Source organism: Butyrivibrio sp. WCD2001 (assembly GCF_000424485.1).
In the GTDB taxonomy this organism is placed as follows: domain Bacteria; phylum Bacillota; class Clostridia; order Lachnospirales; family Lachnospiraceae; genus Butyrivibrio.
Genome location: NZ_AUJZ01000023.1, coordinates 1 through 14,074, shown reverse-complemented (window position 1 = coordinate 14,074; position 14,074 = coordinate 1). Strand labels below are relative to the sequence as shown.

General features: G+C 44.9%; 12 protein-coding genes. All 12 read right to left on the bottom strand.

Annotated elements, in window-relative coordinates; translation table 11 throughout:
- Positions 1–70: 70 nt before the first annotated feature.
- The 12 genes from greA to G630_RS0115280 all read right to left on the bottom strand — a co-directional run bounded on the left by greA (position 71) and on the right by G630_RS0115280 (position 13,651).
- Complete coding sequence (gene greA, locus G630_RS0115335) at positions 71–550, bottom strand: transcription elongation factor GreA (RefSeq protein ID WP_026499091.1); 480 nt, start codon at positions 548–550, stop codon at positions 71–73.
- 162 nt (positions 551–712) lie between these two features.
- Positions 713–1,741, bottom strand: a complete 1,029-nt coding sequence (dusB, locus tag G630_RS0115330) for a tRNA dihydrouridine synthase DusB (protein ID WP_081667999.1) — start codon at positions 1,739–1,741, stop codon at positions 713–715.
- Between the two features lie 55 nt (positions 1,742–1,796).
- Complete coding sequence (locus G630_RS25460; RefSeq protein ID WP_022762249.1) at positions 1,797–2,363, bottom strand: DUF6145 family protein; 567 nt, start codon at positions 2,361–2,363, stop codon at positions 1,797–1,799.
- A gap of 102 nt (positions 2,364–2,465) precedes the next feature.
- A complete protein-coding gene (locus tag G630_RS0115320) occupies positions 2,466–3,272 on the bottom strand; it encodes a type III pantothenate kinase (protein ID WP_022762250.1) in 807 nt (268 codons plus the stop codon).
- Positions 3,273–3,335: 63 nt separating this feature from the next.
- Entirely contained in the window at positions 3,336–4,163 is an 828-nt protein-coding gene (locus G630_RS22210) for a biotin--[acetyl-CoA-carboxylase] ligase (RefSeq protein ID WP_022762251.1), read from the bottom strand.
- Positions 4,164–4,186: 23 nt separating this feature from the next.
- Positions 4,187–5,170, bottom strand: coding sequence for an ornithine carbamoyltransferase (gene argF, locus G630_RS0115310; RefSeq protein ID WP_026499088.1), 984 nt, complete (start codon positions 5,168–5,170; stop codon positions 4,187–4,189).
- Between the two features lie 123 nt (positions 5,171–5,293).
- Positions 5,294–6,448 carry a cell wall hydrolase gene (locus G630_RS0115305; protein WP_022762253.1) on the bottom strand — a complete coding sequence of 385 codons (1,155 nt, stop codon included), beginning with the start codon at positions 6,446–6,448 and terminating at the stop codon, positions 5,294–5,296.
- Between the two features lie 209 nt (positions 6,449–6,657).
- A complete protein-coding gene (proC, locus tag G630_RS0115300) occupies positions 6,658–7,452 on the bottom strand; it encodes a pyrroline-5-carboxylate reductase (RefSeq protein WP_022762254.1) in 795 nt (264 codons plus the stop codon).
- Positions 7,453–7,499: 47 nt separating this feature from the next.
- Entirely contained in the window at positions 7,500–8,300 is an 801-nt protein-coding gene (locus G630_RS0115295) for a TrmH family RNA methyltransferase (protein ID WP_026499087.1), read from the bottom strand.
- An 83-nt stretch (positions 8,301–8,383) separates the two neighbouring features.
- Entirely contained in the window at positions 8,384–9,352 is a 969-nt protein-coding gene (pfkA, locus tag G630_RS0115290) for a 6-phosphofructokinase (RefSeq protein ID WP_022762256.1), read from the bottom strand.
- Positions 9,353–9,543: 191 nt separating this feature from the next.
- Positions 9,544–11,946 (bottom strand): leucine-rich repeat domain-containing protein, encoded by a 2,403-nt coding sequence (locus G630_RS0115285; protein ID WP_026499086.1) that lies wholly within the window; start codon positions 11,944–11,946, stop codon positions 9,544–9,546.
- Between the two features lie 481 nt (positions 11,947–12,427).
- The gene (locus tag G630_RS0115280) at positions 12,428–13,651 is read right to left on the bottom strand and encodes an IS110 family transposase (protein WP_026498554.1); all 1,224 of its coding nucleotides are present in this window, start codon (positions 13,649–13,651) and stop codon (positions 12,428–12,430) included.
- Positions 13,652–14,074 lie beyond the last annotated feature (423 nt).

The following is a 14,074-nucleotide window of genomic DNA, read 5'->3' as shown; positions in this document are numbered from 1 at the left end:
TTCTCCTCTTTCCTATAAAAAAGTAATGGGGGTAAAAAAATCACCCCCGCTCTTAAGTATCTGTTATTTCTTATTTACGAACGATCTCAAGAACCTTGTACTTGAAGTCACCCATCTGTGTCTCAACGGTAACTTCCTCGCCAACCTTAGCTCCGATAAGAGCCTTACCTACAGGTGATTCGTTACTGATCTTGCCCTTAAGGCTGTTAGCCTCTGATGAACCAACGATGCTGTACTGCACCTCTTCACCTGCCTCGATGTCAAGAAGCTTTACCTTGGCACCAACGCTGACCTTACCGAGATCAACATCCTCATCAACTACAACTTCTGCATTCTTGAGGATCTTCTCAAGCTCCTCGATACGAGCCTCGATGTCACGCTGCTCATCCTTGGCTGCATCGTACTCAGCGTTCTCTGAAAGATCTCCCTGCTCACGAGCTTCCTTGATTCTCTCAGCAACCTCTGCTCTCTTTACAACCTTGAGGTCATGGAGCTCATCCTCGTAAGCCTTGAGTCCTTCATAGGTTAATAAGTTCTTCTTTTCTTCCATTTTATATATATCCTTTCTATAAAAATAGAATTTTGCACGCATGTCCTGCACTGCAAATAAATTGTGTCAATGTTATATGTGTTTACAATCCATAGAATTATATATGAATAATGGTATAAAGTCAAAATTTTATTATTTTCTTATTGCTCTATGTATTATAACTCAATCCTTTATTCCGAAAACCACGGCGCAAGCGGCTTTGAGAGAATCCATATCCTCCATGGTATTTATGAGTGCCCTGAATTTTGCAGAACCCGGAAGTCCGGTGGTATACCAGGATACATGCTTTCTCATCTCTCTTATTCCGATGTACTCACCCTTGTACTTGAGCTGAAGATCCGCATGCCTTATTACCATCTCATACATCTGCTGCATTGTTGGGCGTTCCGATATCTCTCCTTTTTCCAGATAAGCTATCACCTCTCTGAAAATCCAGGGATTCCCCTCGGCAGCTCTTGCTATCATAACGCCGTCGCAGCCGGTTTCCTGCATAAGGGCCTTCGCACTGGCGCCGTCTTTGACATCTCCGTTTCCTATTACAGGAATTCTGACTGCCTCCTTGACCTTTCTGATTATGGACCAGTCGGCTTCCCCGCTGTAATACTGCTCCCTGGTTCTGCCGTGAACTGCTATTGCCGCGGCGCCACCCTGTTCTGCTGCCTGTGCACACTCCACAGCATTTACGCTTAATTCATTGAAGCCCTTCCTTATTTTCACAGTGACCGGTCTGTCTGTCTCAGCTACCATCGCTCTCACGATTTTTTCTATAAGCTCAGGATTTTTCATAAGGGCTGAGCCCTCTCCGTTACCAACGACCTTAGGCACCGGGCATCCCATGTTCACATCCAGAATGTCATAGGGCTTATCCGCTATCATTCTTGTAGCCTCCGCCATAACCTCCGGCTCACTTCCGAAAAGCTGCAGCGATACGGGCCTCTCCTCCGGATGAATCTCCATCATGTTATTGGTGTTGCGGTTGCGGTAGGTAATCGCCTTGGCGCTCACCATCTCCATACACACAAGTCCCGCTCCGTTTTCATGGCAGAGCAGACGAAATGGCAGGTCGGATACACCTGCCATAGGTCCGAGTATTATATTATTTTTCAGCTCCACATCTCCTATTCTCAAGGGATGCAGGTAATCGTTATATCTTATTCCTTCACTATTAAAACCACTCGAAGGCCTGTACATTTCTTATTTCCTTCCAATCACTGCGGAATTTCTACTATTAACAATTGACCACAGTTTACTCTTCTTCACTTAATATATCACTCATGTCTTCATGCAGAATCATCGCTCTGTAGTACATCTGCAGTGCCTCGAAAAGATCCTGCCTCTGTCTTCTGACCTCGCCGATAAGGAGTCCCGCACTTACCTCATCATAAGTGATATCCTCCTCACTTCTCGTGGTCTCCATGGTGATCATTCCGTCATCCTCGAATTCTATTGTGAAAATTCCACCGGCTTCCTGTGCAAACAGGACGCTAATGATATGGAGCTCCTTCTGGATGCTCTCGGGGATCTTTTTGAAAAGCGGATTAAAATAATACTTCATCTCGTACGCGTTTGCTCCGCAAAGGATAATCCTTCCTCCCGCTGATACGCTTCCAAGTGATCCGTCCTCAGTCACAACCTGGATGTCGGAAACTTCTTCACCTGTTTCGGCATTTGTGATTTTTCCTGTTTCCTTATTTATGATAAGGCGTCTGCCTTTTGTTTTATCGGCATTCAAAGTATCGGAATGAAGTTTCTCCTCATCACCGGGGCGCGCCTCGTCGTTGTATATGTTTCTTGTTTCTTTTTTGTTATCCATATTTCCCTCATCCGTCTGCTTCGCAGACACCTTCCCCCAAGGGGAAGGCTATTATCCGTCTGGTTCGCAGACACCTTCCACCTGTGGGGAGAAGGCTATTCTTTATTCTCCGCCCTCAAACTCCTCAAGTTTCGGCTTTACTCTCTTGTTCTTTTCATAGATGATGCGAAGTCCCTGGATCAGAAGGTTCGGATCGTAAATATCGATCTCGTCACATTCCTCGGAAATGAGTCGTCCAAGTCCGCCTGTTGCGACAACCTTGACGTTTTCCAGTTTTGACTCGCGCTTCATCTCATTAATAATATACTTGGCCTGTCCTATCTGTCCGTAAACAAGTCCTGCCTGCATGGAACTGATAGTCTCCTGCGCCAGGATACTGTCAGGCTTCTTGATCTCAATCTCGGGAAGCTTAGCTGTATCCTGCCAGAGTGCCTTGGCGGAGATTCTTATTCCGGGACTTACGACACCTGCGATAAAATCGCCATTTTCCGTAATAAGCACGTAAGTGGTGGCTGTTCCGAAATCCACAACAATTGCTGGTCCGCCATACATCTCATACGCGGCAACCGCGCCTACCACCAGATCGGGTCCTATCTCTGCAGGATTCTTTGTAAGTATTTTAATGCCTGTCTTGATTCCGGGACCCACAATATACGGCTGCTTTCCCAGATATTTGATCATGGCATTCACCAGCGCATGCATCACATTAGGAACTACGCTGGAAACAATTACTCCGCTGATCTCTTCTTTATTTATCCCGTTATTTCTAAGCATCGCTATGATGTTGTTACCGTACTCATCCGAAGTATGCGCCGTCTGGGACATCATTCGAAAAGATCCTACGATTTTCTTTCCTTTTAAAACACCGAATGCAATATTTGTATTTCCTACATCAACCGCTAAAAGCATCTGCACCTCCTCAGCATCAGCTGCCAATACTTTATACTTCTATAGTTTCTTGCACAATGGAATTTATACATATCCATAAAGGCCGCGAACACTGACTTCCCCGGCATTTATCGTTTCTCTTCTTCCATCTGCCAGACTTATCAAAAGAGACCCGTCATCGGTAATCCCTTCTGCCACAGCTTCATACTCACCCTTTGGATCAAGTATCTTTACTTCCTTGCCAATATTTATAAGTCGTTTTTCGTAGCTGTCCTTAAGTGCCGAGAGGTTCTGTCTTTCCACATACTTCTCATAATTGTCCTCAAAGCACTTCATACAACAGGCAACAAGCTTGGACCTGTCCGTCTCTTTTCCTGTCTCTGAAAAAATCGAGCCGGCGGTATCCCTTATCTCCTCCGGGAAAAGCTCTATGGGCTGATTAACATTTATTCCCACACCTATTACAACAAAATAGTCCTTCTGATCCGGCATCTGGTGAAGTTCCGTAAGAATGCCGCAGATCTTCCTCTTATTAAGCACGATATCATTAGGCCACTTTATAAAGGTGCGTTTCGCATCCTCGCTAATTCCGCCATCACTGACAAGCTTATCAATCGCTTCCGATATGGAAAGCGCCATAACCAGCGTAAGCCCTGCTGCCTTATCCATCGGAATCCCGGGTCTTATCATAAGGCTCATGAAAATGTTGTAGCCCTCGGGACTGACCCAGCTTCTGCCGCGGCTTCCTCGCCCGGCGTCCTGTCTGTCGGCCACCGCAACAAATCCTGACTCACGCCCTTCCATTCCTGCTGCCTTGGCAACGTTATTTGTGGAATCAATCACAGGAAAAAATTCCGCATCCCTTGCTATCCACTCTGTATTTAAGGAACCACGAATTCGTTCCAAATTCATATATTAACTCTCGATTCTGCCTGTTATATTGTAGCGTACATTACCGCCTTGATAGTGTGCATGCGGTTCTCGGCTTCCTCAAAAACTATGGACTGTGAGGACTCGAAAACTTCATCCGTTACTTCCATCTCATCAAGGCCGAAGCGCTCCTTAATCTTTTTGCCGATACCTGTACCAAGATCATGGAAAGCAGGAAGACAGTGCATGAATACTGCCTGCTCGCCCGCATTTTTCATAATGTCGCTTGTAACAGCATAGGCCCTAAGATCATTTATTCTCTCTTCCCAGATCTCATCGGGCTCACCCATTGATACCCAGACATCTGTAGCGATGACGTCAGCACCCTTGGTTGCCTCCATCGGATCTTCAATCTGCTCTATAACCGCGCCGGTCTTAGCTGCAATCTCTTTGCAGATCTTAACAAGTTCTTCATTCTGCCAGTATTTCTTAGGCGCACAGGTTGTAAAGTGCATACCCATCTTTGCACATGCAACCATAAGAGAATTGCCTGTGTTATATCTCGCATCTCCGAGGTATACCATGTGAATTCCTTTGAGCTTTCCGAAGTGTTCGCGGATCGTCAAAAGATCTGCCAGCATCTGAGTCGGATGGAATTCATTTGTAAGTCCGTTCCACACCGGTACCTTGGAATACTTTGCAAGTTCTTCTACGATTGTCTGCTCGAAGCCGCGATACTCTATTCCATCATACATGCTCGCAAGAACACGCGCTGTATCAGCGATGCTTTCCTTCTTACCAATCTGTGAACCTGTGGGATCAAGGTAGGTCGTTCCCATACCAAGATCGTGAGCTGCAACCTCAAAAGAACATCTCGTACGTGTGCTGGTCTTCTCAAAGATAAGAGCAACGTTTTTTCCACGATATTCATCATGAAGCTCGCCGTTTTTCTTCTTGCGCTTAAGGTCAGCTGCAAGATCGAGAAGATACTCTATCTCTTCGGGTTCAAAATCAAGTAACTTTAGAAAATCTCTTCCGTGTAAATTCACTGCCATGGTATGTACTCCTCCTGCTATATATTTTCTTTTCCTTTTTCATAGGAAAAGCCCAACTGCAGAATCAATCTACAATCAGGCTTTATTTTATCATAAAAACATATTATTGAGTACTGATTACCAGAATACGTGAGCTCCGATAATCTGTCCGTCGTGTCCGCCCGCACGTCTGAAGTGAAGTGCAGTACCACAGGTAGTCTCACCTGCAAGTGCCGCCTGCGCAGCCTGTACACAGCTGTCAGGAATATTTCCTGCGTAAACTCTGTCTACAGTTCCGTTAAGAGCCGGTGTAAACTGACCGGAAGCATATATAACTCCGGAAATTGTGCTCGCATATGCGCTGCTCTTTACACGGTTCATAACAACTGCGCCTACAGCAACCTTACCCTCATAAGATTGATTCCCCGCTTCACAGTATATAAGCGCTGCCAAAAGTCTTGCTTCATCTGCCCCCGCAGAAACAGCACCCGTATTCTGTGTAAGCTTCGCCTTCGCTTTCTTGGCCTCCTCTTCGGCCTTCCGCTTGGCTTCCTCTTCTTCCCTCTTCTGAATAGCGGCCATGGTCTCACCTTCGTCGATTCTGAAATCAGTATCAACATATTCGGCCTGCACATAGCCTGTCTCATCGTTGTAGTCAACGGCAATCCAACCATTGCCAAGATCTTCTACCATATCCACAAAACTGTTATTTGTAATAACACCAAGTACTTCGGCATTTTCATCTGCCTCTGCGCGGATACGAAGTGCATCGCAGTTACTTGTTACAAGCTGTACACCAACTTCCTCTGCGAGTTCCTCTGCTTCTTCGTCAAATAGAAGATATTCGTCATTAGCCCAGCCAACAAGATCTCCTGACTGAAGCTTAGTCCATCCATCCTTTTGCTCGATAATCTTACCGCCGCAGTCCTTATAAAGAACTCCGACCTTCTCAGAGCTGTCATCAGGTGAAATGCGAATGTTCATTACCTGATTAACATTTGCCATAACAAGTTTAGAGGAATCCTCTTCTTCCTGTTCCTGTTCCTCTTCGTCCTCAGCATCTTCTGCCGCTTTATCATTTATATCCTCAGCGACATCATGAGCCTTAGCTCTCTCCTCATCGGAAACCTCAGCTACTTCAGTAGGATTGAGTAAGTTACCAACACCCACATCGTTGCTGTTCAATATATTTGTAGTCCTTGCCTGTACGGTCTTGCAGTTGGAAGTTCCCAGCATGATGATCATCATTGTGACAGCCAGGATTCCACGCATTAACGTGCCTGCTTTTTTCATGTTATTTTTGCTTCCTTTTTAAAATTATTACAAATTGTTAAAACAAAATACTCCACGATTGTAACAAATGAGTGTTATTTTGTCAAATTTTTACACAAATTGTCTAAAAAAAGACTCCCCTAATAATCGGGGAGTCCATGCGGATTCTTCATGTTAATAAATATTTCATATTTTATCGAGCACTTAATTATCCGAATTTCGTATTCAATTTACAATTCTTTGCTGCGCTCAGTAGCTGCCTGGACTGCGTTCATGACAATTCCGCGAAAGCCCATTTCTTCCATAACTTTCACTGCCTCTATGGTTGTACCGGCAGGTGAACACACCATGTCCTTGAGCTCACCCGGATGCTTTCCAGTCTCCAGTACCATCTTCGCACTTCCAAGTACAGCCTGTGCAGCAAATTCATAGGCTTGCTTCCTCGGCATACCTCCAAGTACAGCTGCATCGGCCATTGCCTCTATGAAAAGGAAAACATATGCAGGAGATGAGCCGCTTACACCAGTCACAACATCCATAAGGTTCTCTGTTACTACGTTTGCGGTACCGCAGCTTCTCAAAAGGTCCAAAGCAAGGTTTAAATCGCTATCACTGCACAAATTGTTGGGACATACAGCGGCGCACCCCTCACCTACAAGCGCGGGAGTGTTGGGCATAACTCTTATTGTCTTAACGGGTTTTTCAAATTCCTTTGCAATCCATTCAAGACTTTTGCCCGCAGCTATACTGATAATAAGCTTGTTTTCATCAATCTCATCCATGATGTCAGCAATTGCTACCTTTAAAAACTGCGGTTTAACGGCAAGAAGGATTACATCCGCTTCCCTTGCGACATCAGCATTGTTGTCCTTAGTCTGTATTCCGAATTTTCTGGCAGCGCTGTCCCTTGCAGCCTCCATAGGATCTGATCCGATTATGTCCTGAGGGTCGAAGATTCCCTTTGAGATTATTCCGCCCATGAGTGCCTTTGCCATGTTTCCAAGTCCGATAAAACCTAATACCATAACTGCTCCTCCTATTTCTTTTCTGTAAATAATTATTTTGTGAAGTCCTACTGTCTTCTCTGCCTTGCCGCTTCGAAAGTCAGAATCGCTGCGGAGGTTGCCGCATTCATCGATTCCACCCTACCCAGCATGGGTATCAGAACATACTCAGATGCCGCATCTGCAGCTTCCTTTGTAAGCCCGTTACCTTCATTTCCTATCAAAAAAGCGGACGCTCCCTTATAGCTTATCTCATCATAGTTCTTTGTACCCTTCAGATGAGCAGCATAACTTGTAACGTTGTACTTTTCCCGAAGTTCCTTCACTGTGTCCGGGATAGAATCCACATATATAAAGGGGACTCTCAGGATGGCACCCATTGTGGATCTGACAACCTTCGGATTATAGACATCCGCCATGTCGCTGCTCATTATTATTCCGGTAACGCCAGCCCCTTCACCCGTCCTGAACATATTGCCAAGATTCCCGGGATCCTGAATATTCTCAAGAATAAGAAGAAGCGGTGTCTCTCCCAGGAGATCCTTAAGCTCCCACCTTTTTTCCTTAACAACCGCAAGTACGCCCTGAGGAGTCTGCGTGTCAGCCATCTTCCTCATGACATCATCCGAAACCTCTTCAAAGCTCACTCCGTCATCCTGCTGAATATTCCTGATGAGCGTCTTATCTTCAGGTGAAAGATTCTCCAGGAAATGCCCGGTTACGTACACCTCTCTCATAGCTTCAAGAGGGACTTCCCTGAGCATGCGGATTCCTTCTATTAAGAATACGCCGTCCTTGCGACGAGCTTTTGATTTCTTGCTGTATTCTGCTATCTGCTTAACGCGGGTGTTGTTTGTACTTGTAAGCATGGGGACCTCATTTTTTAACAAAAAGCCTTCCCGGGTTGGGAAGGCTTTTATTTCTTCAAAGCCTGTATGGCTTTAAGTTTCTATTATAATATCTTACTGATCTCGAACTGATACTCAGGAATGGACTTCTTCATTGCAAGAGCCTCGTCGATATCGTAATCAACGAACTGTCCGTTTCTGTATGCAACTACGCGGTTTGTCTTACCTGCTGTAAGAATGTCTGCTGCGTAGCATCCCATCATGGAAGCATATACACGGTCTTTACAGGTCGGGCTACCACCACGCTGCATGTAACCGAGGATAGAAGCTCTGGTCTCAAGACCTGTAGCAGCCTCGATACGACGTGCCATTGATGCTGAGTGTCCGATACCCTCTGCATTGATGATGATGTGGTGTGTCTTACCCTTCTTACGGTTATCAATGATGTTATCAATGATTCTCTGCTCATTGTAATCGTATTTCTCAGGAAGTAGGATGTCATCAGCGCCGTTAGCGATTGCGCACCAAAGTGCGATATAACCTGCATGACGTCCCATAACCTCAACGATACTTACTCGCTCGTGAGATGAGGATGTATCTCTGATCTTGTCGATAGCATCCATTGCTGTGTTAATAGCTGTATCAAAACCGATAGTATAATCGGTACATGCAATATCAAGGTCTATTGTGCCGGGAAGTCCGATTGTGTTGATTCCCTGAGCTGAAAGCTTCTGTGCACCTCTGTAGGATCCGTCACCACCGATTACAACCATTCCGTCGATGCCATGCTTTCTGCAGATCTCAGCACCTTTCTTCTGGCCTTCCTCAGTTGTGAACTCCATACATCTTGCAGTTCCAAGGATTGTACCGCCTCGCTGAATGATATCAGCTACGCTTCTACGATCCATATCAAAAATTTCTTCATTAAGAAGTCCCATGTAGCCCTTCTTAACACCCTTAACCTTAAGTCCGTTTGCAAGAGCCTTACGAACAACCGCACGAATAGCGGCATTCATTCCTGGCGCATCACCACCGCTTGTAAGAACTCCGATAGTTTTAATTTCTTTTGCCATATCAGGTTGTACCTCGTTATTGATAAATCTTTGTCACTTTTACGATTTATATATTAGCGCAATTTTCGGCAATCTGCAATTACGTTCCCCCATAAATTTAGCAATTTTTCATAATTTTTTGTTAGGGGTTCTGCCGCCGGGGTGTGGTTGAGAAATGGATGTTTACGGCTACGGACCTTCCCTTAAAAATATTATCTTACAACAATCTTAAATGTCTTTGCCTCTACCCCTGCTGCACCCTCCTGCGAGACACTTACCTTTATCTTATATGTCCCTTTAGGCGCACCCTTCTTCAACGTACAGACAACAGACCTTCCCTTTATCTTTGCTGTGATGTACTTCTTAATCTTCTTTGGCGACTCGTTCTTTACAGCAATCTTTCCTTCAGTATTCTCAACACTTATCGTCACTTTCTGCTTCTTTTTCTTCAGTTTTTTGAACTTTAACGTCTTTTTGTCCTGACTGACGGTTACCGCCGTAGAAGCCCTGTCAGAATCTCTCATCTCCTGCAACGCTACTTCCACGGGGACATCATCCCCTGCAGATGACAGTTCTTCATCGTCCCCCTTAACAACATCATCCTTATAAGAAACGGATACATCTTCTGTGGGCTCAACCCCTCTCTCTGTCACACCCTGCTCCCTTCTTTCGGAGCCAGCCGCAGATTCCTTGTCAGTTAATGTCTCCCCCTCTGATGTATCGGATGTCTCCGGCTTCTTTGCAACTGCTCCGCCCATTTCAGCGGACGGCTCTTCATCCTGCGACCTTTCCTTAATATCAGCACAAGTCTCATCGACAGTCTTTTTTAATTTTACATCAACATCCGTTATATAGACTTCTTCCGAGGGCCTTACACCCGTCATTTCATGCGGATAATCAAAAAGAGCGAGCACATCAGGCACCTTTTTTGAAGCATTATATATTTTTACAGCCCACTCCTGCACATCCTCAACATCAGCCTTTATCCTGAGCTTCTCAAGGATATTCTCCTGCACTCCTCTGACAGCCCTACGCGCATCATCGGTAACAGCATCAGGCACGGTACCCGCCGCTATTCTTTTTATCTCACCCATCCCATCCTCAACGGCAGCTTTAGCAGCTCCCAGGTCCGAATAGGAATATCCGCCGGAGGGGTACTCCATATACCCATATCCCGGCATAGGCTTCTCGCTGTCAGAGAGCCATACACGCACTATCCCGCTTGCACCGACAGCACTATCACCCTTCAAGAAAGCCTGACCCTCGATGGTGAATTTCAGTTTTACCATGCCATAATCCCTTGTCTCAGGATAAGCATAAAAAGTATATATGTACCTTTTATTATGAAGATTATCAGATGATGGAAGCCCGAACCTCGACATCGCCTTTTCAGTGATGACCTCATTCAACGTCTTTTCATCCGTCTGCATTAGCACAACAATATATTTTATGTAGTTGTTTATGCCCTCCTTCTGCCCCGCCGTAAGAAAAGAAAAATCATCCGCCGGCGTAGCCACTTCAAGCACCTCAAGACTTGAAAGAAAATCAAGCTGACTACTTGTCCTTGGCTCATCAACAGGAGGGTTGCCGTCGGCCATGCCATCAAAATCCGTGCACTTAAGGTATGCATACCTCAGAAGGTCATAGCTGGACGAATATGAATAATCAGTGAACCTTATCTGGTCCCATAGTGATTTCTTTCCGGAATAAATGATACTGAGTCGGAAATACTTGGGCCTTTCCGACTCAAAAACAGCTATCTGATAAAAGTCGGTAACCGTTGACGGGATCACCATGTATTCAAGGGCATTGCACTGATAAAAGGCATCATTCCCAATAACCTTTACCCCTTTGCCTATCCTTGCATCCACAAGATCCTCACATCCCTTAAAACAATTAAAAGGTATCTCCTCAAGACTCCCCGGGATGGTGACATGCTCAAGACCCGAATACGCAAAGGCATCCTGCCCCATTCGCCTTACGGTCCTTGGAATCTCTATCTCCTTAAGACTCGTACAGAGAGAAAAAGCCTGCTGCCCTATAGCCTTTACATCATCAGGATATAAGAATGTGACTTTTTGAAGGCCTGAACACCCCCGAAATACCGCAGTATCAATACCAGAAATATGCGGTAGTTCAATCTCCCTCAGATTAGTACAGTGTTGAAAACACTCCCTATAAATAGTAATTTCACCTGTCGTTTTAAATGTGACAGTCTCAAACTTGGACCAATCAAAACAGGATTCCCCGAGATACCTTACAGTACCTGGGATGACGATACCCTTAACCTTGCCAAGACTGCTTAGCCCGTACAGGGATGTTATACCCTCACTTATCGTGACTTCCTCTATATACTGGTTGTAACTGCACCACGGAGCAGGCATCGACGTCGCCCTCCCCGGCGTATAATGCATCATATCCCCCGAGCCGGTTATCTCAAGGCTGTAACCGATTGAAGAAGATGTCCTCGATGACATCCTGAGTGTATACATGCAGTTCTCACCACACTCCCCACTCTTTACAACGCTTATATCAGATGCCCCCACATCAAACGAACTGCCCGGCATCAAAAGCACCATGGCACAAAACACCATGCACATCAATAGTTTCTTCATTTTTATATTCCTCTATTAAAACAATTCCTATAAACCGCAATAAACATCATATCACAAAACTATATAAAATCATATATATAAGCCGCATATGCAATTATGAGTAATTATATGATATAAATAAGCAAAGATTAGCCCCTTCTTTCCAATACTGACACACAAAATCCCCCCAAAGATGCAAATACAAGGCAATCCCAAACACAAGCCCTGTAAAAATACATTTATCTGCATAAATACCGCTCCCACCGCCACACAATCTGCTATAATCAACATATGACAGGTGCCACAAAGGCACAAAGGCGTTGATGAAAAAAGTTTATGAAGTCCAGCGGTGAAATGTCAACCCAGGAATGAATAAAATTCGCATTATTTTTATGTCATTCGCAAAAGGTTAAAAACACCTACCTAAGCCCCGCCGATCTGCGTAAAAAAAGAGGATTACATGGCCGGGCGTAGACGGAAAATCCTCATCTACAGGGATGAGTTACCTTTCTACGTATAGACGATTGTCTTTCAGCAGTCGAAAGACTAACCGCACAAGTTTACGGGCAGTTAACGCAAGTGCACGTTTATGCTGGTACTTATTCACCTCATTATATTTGAGGTGGTAGAAGCGGCTGTACTCTGCATCGCATCTTACAAGAGACATGGCTGCTTCGCCCAGGTAGTACTTTAAGAAACGGTTTCCGGTTTTTATGAGACGAGTATTTTGTGCCTCAAATCCACCGGATTGATGTTGAGTCCAGGCAAGTCCGGCATATTTTGCCAGCTTTTCCTGACTCGGGAAGCGGTTGATATCACCAATTTCTGCGATTATTCCTGCAGAGTATACTGGTCCGATTCCTTTGATCGAAGTAAGTGTATTCGGAATCAACTGCATTTGGTTAGCAATGGCCTTATCAAACTCCTTAATCTGTGACTCCAGTGCTTTTATGGAGCTTATGGATATAGCAAGCACTTGGTTTACAGAGTCGTTTACCGTTTTAGGCAAACGATAGGATGATCGGGCAGCTTTTTGGATGGCTTTGGCGATGGCTTCCGGATCAGAAAAATGGTTTTTTCCTTTCTTCTGAAGGAATTCCGTCAGTTCATGTAAGTCCATGTAGGCAAGTGTGTCTGCGGAGTCAAACTCTTCGTAGACAGCTAAGGCTGTAGCTCCGAATTTATCGGAGAACACCTTCTCCTGTGTGAAAGAAGAATACTTCTTGAACAACACGTTCATGAAACGCTGCTTTTCCTTGGTCAGGTTTTGAACAGTGACATAACGTGCGCGTGTGAGGTTTTGGAGAGCTTTGTGGCGATAGTCATCCAGATACACCTCTTTGTTGATTCTTCCAAAACGCAGGCAGTCCGCAATGATAAAGGAGTCCACGTAATCGTTCTTAGGCAGATCGTTGTAAGATTCTTTGAACTTACTAACCTGCTTGGGATTGAGGACATGTATTTTGCGGTTGTACGGCGTAAGAGAGCCGTCTTCTCTCAGAAAACAGACGAGATTGTCACCATAGACTGAAGTGGCTTCAAGCCCAAAGATGACGTCTGTGAGGCTATAAGAAGTAAGTGCCGACAGGACATCCTTTACAAGCTTTTTGGAACCGTCTTTCGAGTTTGGAACAGAGAAGTTTTTGATTTTGGTTCCATCGGGCTTCATAAAGTAAACCACGTTGTTTGTGCTACTTACATCAATACCGACGTAAAGTGGGTTCATACAATATCACCTCCTTTGTCCAATATTTGTGGTCAATCGGTTTGGTAATACCCACGACACCGAAGCATCAACATCCTCGCGTATAAGAATCCAGCTGGTGATGGACTGATGCGAACCTCACTGCTAGAAGGCAGTCCTAAGTCTCCAGCAAACAGCCAGCGGTTTGAAGCTAACTTTCGGCTCAGGGGAACAGACTTTACTTGAAGCGGTCTAAACAGACCCAACAGGAGAAAACAGAACTTATACCTGATTGACACTGTGGGCAATTATATCATGGGCATTAACAAACCGATTGATCTATTTTCAAGGTGCGTAGAACAAATGCTCTTAAGGGTGGAGGGATTCCTCCTAATTAACAGAGATATGCTCTTAAAACTAAGAGTAAATATATAACTTATTAACTTATAAAACTAATATACGAGG

What these genes read in the sequence shown, in the direction of transcription:
- G630_RS22210 (WP_022762251.1), bottom strand. Translation starts at nt 4,163, where the DNA reads ATGAATTTGGAACGAATTCGTGGTTCCTTAAATACAGAGTGGATAGCA.
- proC (WP_022762254.1), bottom strand. Translation starts at nt 7,452, where the DNA reads ATGGTATTAGGTTTTATCGGACTTGGAAACATGGCAAAGGCACTCATG.
- G630_RS0115305 (WP_022762253.1), bottom strand. Translation starts at nt 6,448, where the DNA reads ATGAAAAAAGCAGGCACGTTAATGCGTGGAATCCTGGCTGTCACAATG.
- G630_RS25460 (WP_022762249.1), bottom strand. Translation starts at nt 2,363, where the DNA reads ATGGATAACAAAAAAGAAACAAGAAACATATACAACGACGAGGCGCGC.
- dusB (WP_081667999.1), bottom strand. Translation starts at nt 1,741, where the DNA reads ATGTACAGGCCTTCGAGTGGTTTTAATAGTGAAGGAATAAGATATAAC.
- G630_RS0115280 (WP_026498554.1), bottom strand. Translation starts at nt 13,651, where the DNA reads ATGAACCCACTTTACGTCGGTATTGATGTAAGTAGCACAAACAACGTG.
- pfkA (WP_022762256.1), bottom strand. Translation starts at nt 9,352, where the DNA reads ATGGCAAAAGAAATTAAAACTATCGGAGTTCTTACAAGCGGTGGTGAT.
- G630_RS0115320 (WP_022762250.1), bottom strand. Translation starts at nt 3,272, where the DNA reads ATGCTTTTAGCGGTTGATGTAGGAAATACAAATATTGCATTCGGTGTT.
- G630_RS0115295 (WP_026499087.1), bottom strand. Translation starts at nt 8,300, where the DNA reads ATGCTTACAAGTACAAACAACACCCGCGTTAAGCAGATAGCAGAATAC.
- G630_RS0115285 (WP_026499086.1), bottom strand. Translation starts at nt 11,946, where the DNA reads ATGAAGAAACTATTGATGTGCATGGTGTTTTGTGCCATGGTGCTTTTG.
- greA (WP_026499091.1), bottom strand. Translation starts at nt 550, where the DNA reads ATGGAAGAAAAGAAGAACTTATTAACCTATGAAGGACTCAAGGCTTAC.